The organism is Rhizobium jaguaris (assembly GCF_003627755.1).
Classification (GTDB): domain Bacteria; phylum Pseudomonadota; class Alphaproteobacteria; order Rhizobiales; family Rhizobiaceae; genus Rhizobium; species Rhizobium jaguaris.
This window is the reverse complement of record NZ_CP032696.1, coordinates 336,632-352,283: the sequence shown is the minus strand read 5'-3', so window position 1 is coordinate 352,283 and position 15,652 is coordinate 336,632. Positions and strand designations below refer to the sequence as shown.

Annotated in this window: 7 protein-coding genes and 8 pseudogenes; 7 read left to right on the top strand and 8 right to left on the bottom strand. The window is 58.0% G+C overall.

Going from position 1 to position 15,652, the window contains the following annotated elements:
• Nucleotides 1-92: 92 nt before the first annotated feature.
• The 4 genes and pseudogenes from CCGE525_RS39375 to CCGE525_RS35790 form a co-directional block, all read right to left on the bottom strand.
• Nucleotides 93-305 (bottom strand): annotated as a pseudogene (locus CCGE525_RS39375) (ectoine/hydroxyectoine ABC transporter ATP-binding protein EhuA); the annotation flags it as partial.
• A gap of 56 nt (nucleotides 306-361) precedes the next feature.
• Nucleotides 362-1,317: pseudogene (locus CCGE525_RS35805) on the bottom strand (IS481 family transposase).
• 196 nt (nucleotides 1,318-1,513) lie between these two features.
• The gene (locus CCGE525_RS35800; protein WP_120709029.1) at nucleotides 1,514-2,512 is read right to left on the bottom strand and encodes a D-alanine--D-alanine ligase family protein; all 999 of its coding nucleotides are present in this window, start codon (nucleotides 2,510-2,512) and stop codon (nucleotides 1,514-1,516) included.
• A 643-nt stretch (nucleotides 2,513-3,155) separates the two neighbouring features.
• Nucleotides 3,156-3,329 (bottom strand): annotated as a pseudogene (locus tag CCGE525_RS35790) (transposase domain-containing protein); the annotation flags it as partial.
• Nucleotides 3,330-3,374: 45 nt separating this feature from the next.
• Between CCGE525_RS35790 and CCGE525_RS35785 the strand changes: the two are divergent.
• From CCGE525_RS35785 to CCGE525_RS35770, 3 genes and pseudogenes are all read left to right on the top strand, one after another.
• Nucleotides 3,375-4,452, top strand: a pseudogene (locus CCGE525_RS35785) (IS110 family RNA-guided transposase).
• A gap of 618 nt (nucleotides 4,453-5,070) precedes the next feature.
• Nucleotides 5,071-5,250, top strand: a complete 180-nt coding sequence (locus CCGE525_RS35775) for a hypothetical protein (RefSeq protein ID WP_120709197.1) — start codon at nucleotides 5,071-5,073, stop codon at nucleotides 5,248-5,250.
• A pseudogene (locus CCGE525_RS35770) lies at nucleotides 5,237-6,996 on the top strand (recombinase family protein). Before CCGE525_RS35775 ends, CCGE525_RS35770 begins: the two are co-directional and overlap by 14 nt.
• A 27-nt stretch (nucleotides 6,997-7,023) precedes the next feature.
• Here the strand turns inward: CCGE525_RS35770 and CCGE525_RS35765 are convergent.
• Nucleotides 7,024-7,613, bottom strand: a pseudogene (locus tag CCGE525_RS35765) (IS66 family transposase); the annotation flags it as partial.
• 201 nt (nucleotides 7,614-7,814) lie between these two features.
• Between CCGE525_RS35765 and CCGE525_RS35760 the strand changes: the two are divergent.
• Together CCGE525_RS35760 and CCGE525_RS35755 are read left to right on the top strand one after the other, a co-directional pair.
• Nucleotides 7,815-8,186, top strand: coding sequence for a ribbon-helix-helix protein, CopG family (locus CCGE525_RS35760; protein WP_120709027.1), 372 nt, complete (start codon nucleotides 7,815-7,817; stop codon nucleotides 8,184-8,186).
• A complete protein-coding gene (locus tag CCGE525_RS35755; protein ID WP_245472395.1) occupies nucleotides 8,137-8,334 on the top strand; it encodes a group II intron maturase-specific domain-containing protein in 198 nt (65 codons plus the stop codon). Before CCGE525_RS35760 ends, CCGE525_RS35755 begins: the two co-directional genes overlap by 50 nt.
• Nucleotides 8,335-8,680: 346 nt before the next feature.
• On the opposite strand, the pseudogene CCGE525_RS35745 reads toward CCGE525_RS35755, so the two are convergent.
• The 3 genes and pseudogenes from CCGE525_RS35745 to CCGE525_RS35735 form a co-directional block, all read right to left on the bottom strand.
• Nucleotides 8,681-9,435: pseudogene (locus CCGE525_RS35745) on the bottom strand (IS701 family transposase); the annotation flags it as partial.
• 90 nt (nucleotides 9,436-9,525) lie between these two features.
• Complete coding sequence (locus CCGE525_RS35740; protein ID WP_120709025.1) at nucleotides 9,526-11,118, bottom strand: 5-guanidino-2-oxopentanoate decarboxylase; 1,593 nt, start codon at nucleotides 11,116-11,118, stop codon at nucleotides 9,526-9,528.
• A gap of 989 nt (nucleotides 11,119-12,107) precedes the next feature.
• Entirely contained in the window at nucleotides 12,108-13,070 is a 963-nt protein-coding gene (locus CCGE525_RS35735) for an aldo/keto reductase (protein ID WP_342637465.1), read from the bottom strand.
• Between the two features lie 81 nt (nucleotides 13,071-13,151).
• Between CCGE525_RS35735 and CCGE525_RS39370 the strand changes: the two are divergent.
• Both CCGE525_RS39370 and CCGE525_RS35720 read left to right on the top strand, forming a co-directional pair.
• Nucleotides 13,152-13,623: pseudogene (locus CCGE525_RS39370) on the top strand (helix-turn-helix domain-containing protein); the annotation flags it as partial.
• A 350-nt stretch (nucleotides 13,624-13,973) separates the two neighbouring features.
• Nucleotides 13,974-15,527, top strand: coding sequence for an ISL3 family transposase (locus CCGE525_RS35720; RefSeq protein WP_120709023.1), 1,554 nt, complete (start codon nucleotides 13,974-13,976; stop codon nucleotides 15,525-15,527).
• Nucleotides 15,528-15,652: the final 125 nt, after the last annotated feature.

The following is a 15,652-nucleotide window of genomic DNA, read 5'->3' as shown; positions in this document are numbered from 1 at the left end:
GGAGAGCAGGTCAAGTTTCTGCGCCAGATTGACATAACACTGGATATCGTATTCGGACGGGAGGAATTGAGGATGTCGCCCGTATCGGAAACCTACCTTGCCTCCAGTACGGCATTAAGAAACTGCCGTGTCCGCGCATTCTGTGGGTTACCAAAGAGCTGTTCGGGTGGGGCTTGTTCGGCAATCTTTCCGCCATAGAAGAAGCAGACGCGGTCGGAAAATTCCTTGGCGAAGCGCATCTGGTGCGTCACCATGAGCATGGTAAGATCGTGCGCGGCACCGAGTGTGCGGATGACATTGAGAACAATGTCGCAACTATTTCAGAGCCGCAGGCTATGGGTTCGATTAAAAGTACGATGCTCTAGGTGTGGAGCGTCAACATGTTGTCACTGGATCGATTGAGGCGACTGATGGGTGTCTTTGAGTTTAGGCTGCCACGAGGGCGGTGCCAATTGTAGAGATGCGTCCAGTTGGGTAGGTGCGCTTTTCGATGCTCTGAGGAGGGATAGGAGCGTGCATAGGCCCATTCGCGCAGGGCGGTCTGAATGAAGCGTTCGGCCTTGCCATTGGTCTTTGGCGTATAGGGTTTGGTGCGGATGTGCTTGAGGCCGAGCACCTTGCAGGCTTTTGCGAAATCCTTGGCCTTGTAGCAGGAACCGTTGTCGGTCATCACCCGGGTGACGGTGATGCCCAAGCCCTTGTAATAGGCGATCGCGGCCTTGAGGAAGGCAATGGCACTGACGGCCTTTTCGTCGGGAAAGATGTCGGTAAAGGCGATGCGGGAGGCGTCGTCGATGCAGACGTGGACGTATTCCCAGCCGACCCACGGGAGTTGCTCTGGCCTGTCCTGTCGCCGGTGATACGGTGTCCGACGCGATCGAAGCGGCCAAGACGCTTGATGTCGAGATGGATGAGGCCGCCCGGTTCGGCATACTCATAGCGCACGACCGGTTCGGCAGGGGCTACATCCTTTGTCCGCGACAGGCCTGCACGCTTGAGAACACGGCTGACAGTGGCGGGCGACACGCCGGTTTCCATGGCGATATGCTTGCCGGTCCAACGCTTTCGGCGAAGAGCGATGATCCGCCCGGCCAGACCGTCATCCGTCTGTCGTGGACTGGTTTTGGGGCGCGATGAGCGATCCGTCATCCCGTCGCGCCCGTCGACCTCATAACGCTCGACCCAGCGCGAAACGATCTTCGCCGAGACCCCGTAGACCCGACCAGCTTGCGCTTGGCACAGATGACCCTCGATGACAGCCACGGCCATTTCCTCTCGACGCAACGGCGTCAGTCGGGCATTCTTATGAATATTCATTCGGAGCGATCCTGGAAAACTGAGGTGTGGTAACTCCAGTCTCCTAAATCCGCTCCGAGTGGACAACCTCCCGAAAGCTCACATCTAGGTCAATCACCTCAACCGAAATACCTTCTTCGGCGAGCGCGTCGGCAACTACCATCGTCGGCCGAAATGGTGCCTACAGGTGCGCGTCGGCTCGATGTGTGCGTTCGGCCTAGGGAATGCCGATTCCGAAATACCTCATATGGGCGATATCGATAATGCGGTTGACGAGAGTTGAGAAGCTATTTCCGGCGTTCGTCGCGGCCAGAACATACGCGCTGTGCAATCCGATAGCCGGCATGGAGTTGATTTCTAGCACGAAGGGCCTACCGGTGAGATCGATTCGGAGATCGACGCGAGCATAATCCCGGCACTCGCAGGCACCGAAGGCCGCAATCGAAATATTGCCCAGAGTCATCGCGAGCTCGCTTGCGATTTGCGCCGGACAAATCTCCTGCGGCGCCGCGACCGCAATATTCTCTTTGTCTTCCCAAGTATAGAGACGCGTTGTGCGGTCGCCGAAATCTCGTTCCACCAGAGACAATACCTCTGGCTCTCCGTTTCCCAGCAGTGCGACGTAGATTTCCCGCCCCTCGATGTATTCTTCCACGAGGGCATCCTGCGCATACTGCGTGACGATCACTTCCACAGCCTGCCTCAACTGAGCAGGCTCACGGACGAGCTGCAATCCGACGCTATTGTATTCATGACGGGGCTTCACTACAACCGGGAATCGGAGGTTGTGGGTACTCTCGGTGCCGCGACGCATCACGCGAAAGTTTGGCGTTGGCACGCCGGCATCGCGGATGAGCCTCTTGGTAATGACCTTGTCGAGCGCCAGTCCATGCCCGAGAGGGCTCGACCCGGTGTACGGAATGCCGGCCATCTCTAGCATGGCGGGAACGTGGGTGAGACGACACTCGCCCTGAATTCCGTACGCCATGTTGAAGACGAACCCCGAGGGACCAGTTTGCGGATCGGGCGGCATGAACCGCTCCAGCGTAGCGAGCATTTCTTTGTCGCCTTCGCACAGCAGCGTCTCATGGCCGCCCTCTTGCAGTGCCGACGCGACGCTTTCGACCATCTCGCGTTCGTGGTACTGTGAACGAAGCTGCCCAAACCGGTTGATCACACCCGTGCGATTATTGTTCCACACGACAGCTATTCGCATAAGTCTACTCCTTAGATGCTTGGCTTGTTATTGCGTTCATGCGCCCGGATTTGTTTGATCGAACAGATCAGCTCGGCCGAACGCCGTCTACGCTTCAATGGCGCAGTATTTCCCTGAGCATCGTATCGTTGCCGCGTCAGAATTGCCGCGCTCAATGGCGGGTCGACGATCCGCTCGAATGGCTCGCCGCCTTCCACCCGAAGTTAGTGCGAATACCATCATAACGCGCCCTATTCCGTGGAAGACGGACTGCAGGCAGCCTTATCCGGCTCGCCGCGAAGCCGTAGTCCAATCTGCTTGGGACAGTCCTCGCTGCCGCCCGCCAGACGCGAACGTAACCAACGCCGCTACTGGGGAATGACAGGGGCATCCGCCACGGGCGCTGCAAGCTTCTGTGGCCGGACTGCGCGTGAAGCGTCCATCGCATTGATTTGGATTGTTCGAGCAAGTTTCATGTTGAGCCTTCGGCCGGAGACCGCTTCAATCGGAACGGACTTTCACAATGTCCCGTGCAATCGGCGTGCCACCGAAACGGCGTGCGAGCATTTGAGAATCCACTTGTTTCGTGCCGCAACGACGAAATGGGTGCGACCCAGTGTGTCAGATCCCGAACATAGACGTGTTCTACGGGACACAGCTCGGGGCGCTGCGGCAGTTCGGTGAGGACGTGCTTCAACCATGCGAATGGCTCGACGCCACATGCCCGGCAGGTCAGCATCAAGCTGTAGATGACGGCACTGGCTTTGGCCCCCTGGACTGTATCGCTAAAGAGCCAGATGCTATGACCATTTCTCCTTGCGAAGTGGCGCTCAGAGCGCAGCGTAGCCGGCGGCCATTTCGGCCGGGAGAAGGAGCTTTCATCATGCCTGATTACGATGCATATATTGGGTTGGACGTCCACAAGGAGGCGATCTCCGTCGCCGTTGCCGACGCCGGGAGATTGGGTGAGGTTCGTCTCATCGGCACAATTCCTAACGAACCGGACGCGATTTCTAAACTTGTAAGCTGGCCCGTGTGGATACAACGTATTTCGACAGATTGAAGCACTCGGGTTTGACTGCAGGGTTGTTGCGCCAAGCCATACCCCTGTTCGGCCAGGCAATCGGCAAAAGAACGATACTCGCGATGCTATGTTGCTCGCACGACTGTTGCGTGCTGGCGAACTGACCTTCGTTTGGGTACCTGACGAAGTGCATGAGGCGATGCGGGACCTGGTGCGGGCTCGATCTGTTGCTTCTCACGATGCGCGGAAAGCACGCACATTGATACAACTCTTTTTGTTGAAGCATGACCTGCGATATTCGTCGAAGTGCTGGACTTCAAGGCATAGGACATGGCTACGCAATCGACATTTCCAACACCAAGCGCAGCAAATCGCATTTCAAAGTTATCTAAATCGGCTGGAACAGGCCGAGGCCCGCAAGAAGGAGTTGGAGGAACAGATCGCACTCCTTTCGCAAACTTGGTTCCTGGCGCGAACTGTAGTTAATCTGCAGGCGTTCAAGGGTGTGGGTTTGGTCATTGCCGCGACGTTAGTAGCCGAAGTCGGTATATTCTCGCGTTTCGACAGCCCGCGGAAGCTCATGGCATACCTCGGCTTGGTGCCAGGGGAACACTCGAGCGGTGGATCCGTCCGGCCACGAGGAATAACCAAGACGGGCAATTCTGCCCTACGCGCCTTGCTCTTCGAAGCCGCTTGGTCTTATCGCGGACATGCCAAGGTTGGAAACTGGATGCATAAACGTCGCCCCGACGTTTCGCAGGCCATCAAAGACATTGCATGGAAAGCTCAGGTGCGGTTGACCGCTAGCTATCGAAAGCTGATCGGGTCAGGCAAAAAGACTACCGTGGCGATCACTGCAATTGCGCGTGAACTCGTTGGATTTCTCCGGGATGTTGCTCGTAGATCTGAAGACGCAACAGTCTCCCTTACGATTTGAAATGCTACCTGACATCAACAATCGGGAATGGTTAGGGCGTTGGGAGCGGAGAAGGAATCCTCGGGAAAAAAGTTTGGACAGGTTATTCCTATGTCCGCAGCCAGATCGAGGCAGCCTTCCGACGCATCGTCACCATTGGGTAGCCAACCCCAGGACAAGAGTTTGAGCAACCGCCGAGTATTTCCGGCGCTCTGACCCATCCCGATCGTGACGTGACGCTGTACGCTGCCTGCTTAGCGAGCGGTGCTTTAAAGTGTGCCTCCACCCTTGATAATGGTCATAAGAACTCTTTCTTCCAGTTGCAATGCCCCGTTCATTCTGCCGATGTCGGCGATGAAGTCGAGGTTCATTATCGCTGGCATCCGTATTTCGGCCAGAGGGTCTCCATTCGCCGTGCCGAAGAACGAGCGACAGGACGGTTTCTAAAGGTCTTGGGGCCGACAGGTGTCGTGGTCTCGATTTCGGGATGGATGATTGATCCTGCGGTGTGCAGCGGCATGATCATGGGAACGCCACGCGTCGAACTTGCGGCGCTGATCGAACTGAACAGGCTGGTCACCGGCGGCGACAAGCCTGCACACTTCCGAAGTGGACGTAGAATCACTCAGGAGGACCATGATAAGATCCCGCAATACGCTCGCGCCGGCGTCGGGCCGGCAACTCGACCTGATATTCAAAGCCCGGACGCTCGACGGACTGAGCGACAAGGATCGCAAGACGGCGATATTAACTCTGGCCTGCCTGCTGATGCAGGCGGCCGGTCTGGTCGTCGAGGAGTTCAACGATGACCAGCACTGATTTGATGCCGGCAGCGCTACTCGCGCGCAAGGCTGTCGTCTACGTGCGGCAATCCACACAGTCGCAGGTCATGACCAATCTGGAAAGCCAGCGACGGCAGTACGATCTATCAGCGAGTTCGAATTGGGCGTGCTGAGAGCCCGCATGCTTGATGCCGCCAGATCGAAAGCGCGGCGTGGCGAATTACGCCTTTCCGTTCCGTTCGGCTACATTTGGCATCGGGAGGCGGGGCTTGGACTTGATCCCGATCTGCGTCTGCAAGATGTGATCCGATCCATCTTCGTCCGCTTCCATGAGCTCGGAAGCGCCCGTCAGGTGCTATTGTCGATGACGAAAGATCAGATCCACTTTCCACGACCGTCGGATGAAGGTCGCATGACCAACTTCGTCTGGAAGCCAGTCCGTTATCGCAATGTGATCGGCATCCTCAAAAACCCTTTCTACGCCGGCGTCTACGTCTATGGAAAGAGCGAGAAGCGCACTGCCATCGTTGATGGACGAGCACGCCGCAGTTACGGGCACGGCAAGCCGGCTGGAACCTGGGAGGTGATGATAAGGGACCACCACGAGGGTTATATCAGCTGGGACGAGTACGAGCGCAACCAACAGCAACTGGCGCTCAATAATTATGGCCGCTCGGGCGGGACTAAATCGGGCCGCGGCGGCAAAGCGCTATTATCGGGTCTCCTAACCTGCGGACGGTGTGGGCGGCGACTGAGTGTTGCCTATAGGGGCAATCCACAAAGTCCTGTCTATCGCTGCTACAAACAGAATTTGATGATGGGCTTGCCCCGTTGCATGACGTTCGGCGGCCCGAAGGTCGATGCGGCGGTTGCGCGCGAGTTGTTGCGCGCGGTAGAACCGTTAGCGATCGAAGCGACCTTTGAAGCAGAGCGGATGCACCGGGAGCGGCAAGAAGACCAGCGCCACCTTCACGACCAGGCTCGCTACGAGGCCAGCCTGGCTGAACGTCGCTATGCGGCATGCGATCCCGATAACCGTCTCATTGCCGCGCGGCTTGAGAAGAATTGGGAAACCGCGCTACGCCGCGTGCGCGATCTGGAAGTGCGCAAGCCTACCGAAAGTCCTTCAACCATCGAGGTTGACCCGGGCACCTTTGCAAACCTTACCGATAATCTACACACGGCCTGGGAATCGCCCGATGTGACCATGCGGGTGCGCCAGCAATTGCTTCGTACTTTGATTGCCGACATTGTCGTTGATGTCGACGATGCGGTGCGTGACGTGGTTTTGACGATCCATTGGAAAGGCGGTCAGCATTCGGAGCTCAAGGTCCGCAAGCCTCGGACTGGTGAACACGGTTGTGCCACCACGGAGGATGCCCTTGCGGTGATGCGCAGCATGGCTGGTCGCTGGTCCGATGAACATATCGCCGCGTCGCTCAATCGAATGGGCATGCCCACGGGGCAAGGAAAAACCTGGACCGCGCACCGGGTCGCTTCGGTAAGGCGGGTACGTGCGATCCACGCGTACAAATCAGCCGACAAAGACGGCGAATGGCTGACCATCACCGAGGCTGCGGCGGCATTAGGCGTGACCAATCATCGGATACGCCATCTGATTAAGATGAAGGTGTTGTCCGCCGAACAGGTGGTTCGCGGTGCGCCGTATCAAATCAGGGCCAGCGACCTGATTTCGCCGACGGTTCAAGCCGCGATAGCCCGAAAGGGCCGTCCGTGTCGCATTGCTGACGCGGAGACGCTTCCAATGTTTACAGATACTTAGAGAAGGAGTGCGCAATGACTCAGGTCCGGCAAAAACTCTGATGTCACGCTCCAGCAAATTGTTGTCGATCGGCATGCTGCCGTCGTCGGTGTAGCGGGTCAGGTAGTCCTATTGATTGAGCACTAGGAGACGGCATCGCCAAGTTTGGTGTCGGGCACGACCTTCGGCGCGATTTTGTCGAGCCATTCCTTGAAGGCGGAAAGGACCGCGATGGTGTGTTTCTGGCGAAAGCGGCGTATATAATGATCTCGCGTTTCGCCGTCGTCGGGTTTTTCGAGCCGCACCTGCCTTTCGATCCGGTAGAGCTGGTCGAAGAACTTGATGGCCTGTGCCGGCGGCCCACCGGGTGTCTTGCGCGCTTTGAGAGCATCGACAAACTTCCGTCTGGCATGGGCCGTGCACCCGACATGCGTGGCGCCTTTCAACGTGCGCCAGGCCTGATAGCCATCGCTCATCAGGATGCCACGGTAGTCGCCAAGGAAGGCCTGCGGGTGTTCCTGCCCGCGGCCGGGCTGATAATCGAACAGCACAATCGGTTGCTGGCTGTCCTCGCCGCTACGGTAGCCCCACATGTAAGAGATGCTGGCGGCCTCTTTGTCTTTTTCCTTGAGAACCTGCTGTGCTCGGGGTTGCGACGCATCAGCGAAGTTGGTCGCCCAAGGACGGAGAAGTCGTCGAGCGAACACGCGGTACTCCGCAAGGGGGCGTTGTCACCCCCTGATCGCAAAAGGTAATTTTACGTTCGAGCGGACGATTCCACTCGATCGTTCTCGTTCTGTGCTTGATCTTCGTCTCAAAAAGTAATATGTATATGTCACATGTCGCGATCGACCGATGCGCAAAAAGCGGAACGTCTCAATACGGCCCATGGGTTACTCGCGCGCGGGCTGAGTGTGACGGAGGGTGCCTTGTCGTTGTCGCGCGAATTCGCAATGTCCCGACGTCAGGCCTATCGTTACCTCGAGGAGGCGCAGTTGATCGGTCGCCCCGTGCCGGTTGTCGAGCCAGCCGCAGCAGTGACGTTCAAGCTTCCGCCGAACCTGGTCGATGCCGTCCGGGCGCGGGCAGCGGCGGAAGGAACGACGATCAGCGAGATGGTCAGCCGGGCTCTGCGGGCGTTCCTCGGCGAAGCTGGCGGCCATGATCAAAAGCTTGAACATCCCGCGGCAGACGCCCGGGACGCTAGCTGAAATAGCCAAACAGCTCAATCCACTCCTTCGGGGATGGATTCCATATTATGGCCGGTTCAGTGGTCCCGGTAGGGACGATGGTTACCCATCGCCCCCCGGTCAGTTCCGTACGTGCGGTACTACCGCATACGGCTCCTATCGGCTGTAGTGACGGTAAGCCGAGCATCAGGATGCGGATGCATCAGCCGGCACGGTGGCAGGTATTTGCGGACGAGCCTTTGGAAACGATCCCAAAGCAAGCGGTGTCGCTGGGTTCGGCGCATCAAGGCGTGTCGCCAAGCTCGACCAACTTCCCAGCGGAACCCTCCCAATCGTCGCAGATTGTCAGGCACCGCATGGTAGTTAAGATACCCCTGTAGCACTTGCCGTAACCACCGACCTACCTTTGCCATTGGTTCATGGCGTCGTCGCATCAGCGTTTCCCGTATTGCCGTCAGCGTCGTGCGCATGCGCTTCTTGATCGTCAGACGGACAATCTTGAAGCCTCCATCATTTCGCCAGACACTGAGTGTCGGCTGCACGCCCACGACGTAGTCGAGTCCGAGCGCCGACAGGCCAGCGCGGAATGCGCCGTCGGCGCCATAGCCGGCGTCGGCCAACGCCACGCCGGATGTAACTCCGGCCGCTTGGGCGGCGCGGATCTGATCGAGTGCGATCCTTTCCGCGCCAAGGTTTGGGTGGCAACGGGCCCTCCCCGGGTTGCCGTCTTGGTCTGGAATGCGACGCTGTCAGGGATCTTCGCCTTGCGCCGCCGCTCGGCATCGCCGGCCCAAATCTCGGGCAGATACAGCCGGTAGGCAATTGGCAAACTCGCTGCGACGTTGGCGACCGAAAGGCTGACCGCGACCTGGCAGTTGTCCTGCTTGCCGAGCTGACCGCAATATTGCCGCGCAACCCCGACCGAATGCTTGCCCTTCTTGGGAAATCCGGTGTCGTCGACGATCCACGCTTCAATCGACCCATGTCGCTCGATCAGCGCCAGCACCAAATCGCCAACCCGCCGCAGGAGCGCCTCATCCGACCACGGCGCTTGGCCGACGAAATGCAATAACGACTGATGTTTGGACGATACTCGCGCCGGCGCCGTTACCGCCGCCAAAGGCTCGACACTCTTGCGCTCCACCGGTAGCATGAGGCCGAGGCAGTAATCTTTCAGCGGCTCGGCTCGATCGGCATGGCCGATCACATCGACAAGCCCCTCGACATAAGCTGCAAAGTCTGATTCACTTCCTCTGCTCAGGCCATTCATCTCAGCTCGCTCCTGCTGACCACGAATCGCTACGCTAACACATCATCGCAACGCGCGAATCTCCCATTTTTGTGACTCAGTGAGACTAGATTAGGAGGTCTCTACAATCTCGATCAGAGAGGGCTTGCTGCACCCCCTGACCGCGGCCAGACAGGCACCAAGGTTTTCGAGCCCCACCAGTATCTCAGCGTGCCAGTCAAAGGCCTGCGCGAGCTTCCGGAAATCAGGTGTAAAGATGTCAACACCGACCGGCTTGATCCCAGCATTCTCCATATGTGTCTTGATCTGGCCATAGCCGTTGTTGTTCCAGACGATCATGATGACTGGACAGCCAATTTCGGTCGCGGTTGCCATTTCCGCGAGAGTGAATTGAAGTCCACCGTCTCCGATGACACAAACCACGGAGCGGTCCGGAGCTGCGATTTTAGCGCCTATCGCGGCGGGCAGCGCATATCCAAGCGTCCCGTAGCCGGTCGCCGAACAGAAGAAGGTGCCGGGCGCGTCCGCACCGAATGCCATGCAGCCGGCATAGACTGGTTGGGTGGAATCGCCGACGATGATCGTACTTGGCGCGCTGTCGCGTAACGCCGATAGTAAATACAGGCCCGCCTGCTCCATGGGCGTGGCTAACGCCGCCACCGCTGCCCGTGCGGCGGCCGCGCGTCCCTTCCCCCTGCCTCCTGCACCGCAACACGCGATCAGTGCACTGATTTGTTCGACGGCTTCGGCCGCATCGGCCACGATCGCCAGATCCGGGGGCATGCCACGCACCGCCTGTTCAGGGTCGATATCTATTCGGACGAGCTTGCCAGAGAAGCTGGTGAGATCGAAGAGCTTGTCCCCGAAATCGGTCGGCCCCATTTCGGTACCGATCGCTAGAACTACGTCGGATTTGCTCAGCAGTTCGAAGGCGGGCGAGCTGGCAGGAATAATGGGAACAGCTAGCTCGTGCGCGTACGACAAGATTCCGCGACCGTTCACGGTCATCAATACCGGCGCGTGTAAGGCTTCGGCTAGACTCCTGATGGAAACACTTGCGCGCCTGGCTCCTCCACCAGCCACTATCACCGGCCGACCGGCGTTTTCGAGCAGTTCTGCCGCTGCAGCCGCTATTTCCTTTCCGATGCCCGGGCGGGCCGGCGGGTCAAAGCGGCGCGCACCTCCCAAGGACGTGCTGTCGCATCGCAGCAAGGTCGTGGGAATCTCTATGTGAACTGGACGCGGCCGGGCAGAACCAAAAATCGCGAAGGCTCTCGCAAGAGCCAGTTCGAACTCATCCATCGTCAGAACCGTGTGACTGAAGGCACTGACCTGCCGCATCAGCTGGCGCTGATCCGGAAGTTCGTGAAGATAGCCGGCACCTGAGCCCATCGCGCCGAGTGGATTTACCGCGGAGATCACTAGCAGTGGGATCGAGTCGCAATAGGCCTGCCCCATCGCAGTCGCGATGTTGGTCACTCCCGGGCCGCTGATGACGAAGCAGACCCCAGGCTTGCCGCTGACCCGGGCGTATCCGTCGGCCATGAAACCGGCGCCCTGCTCATGGCGGGACGTAACGTGCCGCAAACCTGTGTTTTGCAGGCCGCGGTAAAGCTCGATCGTATGTGCTCCGGGAATGCCGAAAACGAGCTCGACTCCGTTGGCGACCAGCAACTCAACAATGTAAGTTCCAAAGGTTCTCATTACAGAGCACTCCACTATTGGATGAGAGCTGGACTGGCTCTCAGGCCGGGGCTGATTCCGCTGCGGACAGCATTTTTGCGTCGCATCAGCTTTCTCAACCGTGTCTAACCATCAGACTTCCAGTGAACTTACCCATTGTTTGTGATTTGGGTAGCAAAGATTCTGTAAAGTTATTTGAAGGTTCTGTTGCGACCTTTTTGCCAACGACCGGCGACAGCTCCGTAACCGCCAGTTGTTACCGCCTGCCGGAGTGATCGCCAAAGAGACGGTTTAGCGACGGCGTTAGCTACTCGATGAGCTGATGCAGCAATGTCGCCCACAACGGCGCAATGGATCTTCTCCCTCTCTAAAAACCGAGAGAACGGGCACGGAAGGTCTATAGGACTCACGACGACCAAGGCGGATGTGCTCAAGATAGGGCCTAAGTTGAAGAAAACGGCTACTGTAGCCATGGATGAATAACTGTGCTGCGGGCGGAACCTTCACTTTGACTGCGCGTGATACGGTTGCGACGCGTCACGTCGATTATGCGGCGGCGCAGCGGGCTAGTCCCGCCGGAGCGTTGGGCATCAGTCAGGCTGCTCATCAGTGCTTGGTTCCCCAACATCCCGTAAGGAGAGCTCCTCAAATGCACACTTCTCCGCATCATCGGATTAGTTCAATCCTAATCCGTTATTTTAGCACTACGGCCTAGGCCAAACGTGTCGAGTTTCGGAGTCGCGGACACGAATTCCATTGCAAAATGCAGAGCGATTTCCAAATTTGGGACTCAGCCCCGAACTTGCCGGGACAGTGTTTCTTAATCCGTCATCGGCATCTAACTGCGACCAAATTTCTAAGGCAGCTGACCTGCCAACCATGGCGAGGTCAGCACAGGCGGTGGAGAAAAATTTTTCCTGCTGCTCTCGACTCCGCGCTATCGCGCGCATGGCGGTGAGGAGAATTTGTATTACTTAGGGGCATAATCCCGCCGCCTTGAGAAGGCACCATCACCCGCCCGGCATCCTAATGCCGGGTCCATTAGTGCAATGGATAGCGCGAATAGTCAGTGGCACCGTTATCGCGTCGCGGGCAACGCCAGTTTGTCCATCGGGTATGCCCGCGAAGAAGATACTAGGCAGGCATATCCCATTTTGGCGAGTGGTAACCTTCGTTAACGTAGAAGCGCAGATTGCGCGACCGGAGCCGCGAGATAGCGGCCATCTCCTCACCGGAAAGATCAAAACGAATACGTCGATGTTTTCCGCCAGCCTCTCCTTGCGCTCGGTGCGCGGAATGGCGACCACGCCCGCCTGCTGCACGTGCCATCTAAGCACGATCTGCACCGGGCTCTTGAGGTGCAACTTGGCGGCTTCCCTGATTACCGCCTCCTCGAGCAGCGTTCCGCCTCGGCCGAGTGGGCTGTAGGCGACCATCGCCATGCCGGCCGCGCGGCAGGCGGCATGAACCCTGGTCTGATCGAGATAAGGATAATATTCGACCTGGTTGGCCACCAGCGGAGCATTCGACAGGCACGCCGCGTCCGAAAGCAGCCCGGTTGGGAAGTTCGACCCACCGATGTACTGCGCCATGCCGGAATCGCGAACGGCGTTCAGCGCCTTAATGGATCCGGCCAGCGGAATTTCCGGGTGAGGCCAGTGGATCAGTAGCAGGTCGACAGCGTTTAGGCCAAGTCGCCTCAGGCTCTCCTCTGCTGATCGTTCCAGATCTCCCGGTGCGATATCGCTATACCAGACTTTGGTTATAACAAAGACCTCGTCGCGCGGTACGCCGGAAAATCGCAGTCCCTCGCCCACCGCGCCCTCGTTGTCGTAGATTGATGCGGTGTCGACATGGCGGTAGCCGAGCGAAAGTGCATGCGCGATTAACTCCGAGCACACTTCGCCCTTAAGGGTATAGGTTCCAAGCCCGATTACCGGAATTGCCGCGCCGTTCACTATGACGTTATGCATAATACGGCTCCTCACTGAATTCGACTCGCTCGCCCCAAAATGTGATGAATCTGAATCGATGGTGCAAACTGCAGGTTTGCGATGGCTTCAGCGATTTCACTACGAGGAGATTTTGACGGGAAGTGTCTGCGGCGGTTGGCGCGGCAGACCAAGGATGCCGCTCAGGCACGGCGACTTTTGGCGCTTGCCGTGATCTATGACGGCGGTTCTCGTTCGGATGCGGCGCGGCTGGGCAATGTCACGCTCCAGATCGTGCGGGACTGGGTCATACGTTTCAACGCACGCGGTCCTGATGGTCTGATCAATGGCAAGGCTCCCGGTCAGCAGTCGCGGTTGAACGATCACCAACGTGCGGCCCTGGCGCAGGCCAGTGCGTTGGCGTCTGTGCGATCTGGTCCAATGGCTGTGGGAAGAATTGCGCGTCTCGGTCAGCGAACAAACGCTGAGCCGCGAGGTGCGGGCCATGGGCTACCGCAAGCTCGCCACACGACCGAAACATCATGCACAGGACCCGGAAGCATTGAGGAATTTAAAAAACGTATGGCCCGCCCGTCTGCAAGAGGATTTTACGGTGTTCTGATCACTCTGCGTCAACGTATACGGTCTCATGGGTTACACCCATGGCCAAGATGGACATCCGCGCGTGTGGAGCCCCATAAACTTCTCGGCATCAAGTGCCATTTTTTTAATCGGGCTTTCCAAACGCCGGTCAACTGTCGGGCCATCTTCACGATCCTTCCTGCAAACCTCGTTGAGCTACATGCGCGATAGGGCATGTTCCAGACGCAGATTATGCCGCCACCAGATCCCATGGGTGTGATTAGGCATGGAATAAGGGGTCTGACTCATTCTCGATGATGTTTCGGATTCTACTGGCCTGGTTCCCGACGGAGAATCAGCACCATGCGAGCCTATTTTCAGCCTTCCGATTTAATCCCTGCCGAGTTGAACGTGGAGGCAGTGCATCACAGACCCGATGTAATCGTCGTCACTGCACATGGTCAGTCCCGAGGTTGCAGCTGTCCCGAATGCGGCACGACCTCCCATCGTGTACACAGTCGCTATGCTCGAATTATCACCGATCTGCCGTGTGCGGGCCGAAGGATCAAATTGCATCTGACGGTCCGACGCTTCGTCTGTGATGTCGTCCATTGCCGCCGAAAGATTTTCGCCGAGCGCTTCGGTGATGGCGTGATCCGACCCATGGCCCGCCGGACAGCACGCCTGGAGACCTTGGTTCACCATCTCGCTTTGGCATTGGGCGGTCGGCCAGCAGCACGGTTCGCAGATCGTCTCGGGTTACCGGTTAGCAATGACACGCTGCTTCGAACCGTTCGGCGATATGATCGTCCGCCACCGCCGCCGCCGAGCGTTATCGGCATTGATGACTGGGCGTGGCGTCGCAATCACCGATATGGCACGATCATCTGCGATCTGGAACGGCGAAAGACGATCGCGTTGTTGCCCGACCGAGAACCGTCGACCGCAAAGGCCTGGCTGGTCGAGCAGCCGCAAATCGAAATCGTGGCAAGAGACCGCGGCGGCGGATATGCACAGGCCGCTGCGCAAGCCCTGCCACAAGCCGAACAGATCGCCGACCGCTGGCATCTCATGGAAAACGCTAGCCACGCCTTTCTTGACGCCGTTCGCAAGTCGATGCGGCAGGTCCGCATGGCAGTCGGTACCGCAACCGTAAATCCCAGGCTTTTGACTGCCGCCGAGCGCTTGCAATATGAGGGATATCTGCGACGTGAGGAGACAAACTCTGTCATTCGTGGACTCGTCGGCGATGGCGTGTCCATCAAGGAAATCATGCGCAGAACCGGGCATAGCCGTAAGCTGGTTCGCAGTGTCATCCGTGGTCAAAGGACCGACATCTTCCGAGTCCGGCAAACTTCGCTCGAACCACACCTACCCTGGCTTGAAGCGCAATGGGATGCGGGATCACGAAACGGCGCTGAACTGTGGCGGCAGCTTCGGCTGGCTGGTTTTGGCGGAGGTCTCCGGGTTGTTACGGAATGGGCAACACGACGAAGGCGGGCCGAAAAGGCCGAGAACGGGCTCGGCCACGCGCCGGCGGCGCGCACCATCGCCCGCCTGATGACCCTTGAACGCAACAATTTGACCAAGGCGCAAACGATGACGGTCGCTGCGATCGAGGAGCACCTACCAGACCTTGTCGAAGCTAGAGATGTCGTGGAGAGCTTTCACGAGATGCTGCGGCGCAAGTCTAGAAATGATCTCGACTCGTGGATTGACCGCGCAGAAACAAGCTTGGTCGCGTCATTCGCCAACGGCGTTATCCGCGACAGAGCAGCCGTTCAGAATGCAATCACTTCAATTTGGTCGAACGGCCAAACAGAGGGCCAGATAACCAAGCTGAAACTTATCAAGCGCCAGATGTACGGACGTGGAAAGCTCGATTTGCTTGAGGCACGGATTGTGGGAGCACCCTGATGTCATCGAGATTGCGTCAGACCCCCTTTTGGGAGCCGATAAGGGGTCCCGTTACTACACGATGACGTAATTGCTCGCCTTCGTTCTTCGAATGACGCTCAATACTTGAGCCCCATCCTCGAAGG

Excerpts from the sequence above, each read along its gene's own strand:
- CCGE525_RS35755 (WP_245472395.1), top strand. The coding sequence starts at position 8,137 with ATGATCAAAAGCTTGAACATCCCGCGGCAGACGCCCGGGACGCTAGCT.
- CCGE525_RS35720 (WP_120709023.1), top strand. The coding sequence starts at position 13,974 with ATGCGAGCCTATTTTCAGCCTTCCGATTTAATCCCTGCCGAGTTGAAC.
- CCGE525_RS35760 (WP_120709027.1), top strand. The coding sequence starts at position 7,815 with ATGTCGCGATCGACCGATGCGCAAAAAGCGGAACGTCTCAATACGGCC.
- CCGE525_RS35740 (WP_120709025.1), bottom strand. The coding sequence starts at position 11,118 with ATGAGAACCTTTGGAACTTACATTGTTGAGTTGCTGGTCGCCAACGGA.
- CCGE525_RS35735 (WP_342637465.1), bottom strand. The coding sequence starts at position 13,070 with ATGCATAACGTCATAGTGAACGGCGCGGCAATTCCGGTAATCGGGCTT.
- CCGE525_RS35800 (WP_120709029.1), bottom strand. The coding sequence starts at position 2,512 with ATGCGAATAGCTGTCGTGTGGAACAATAATCGCACGGGTGTGATCAAC.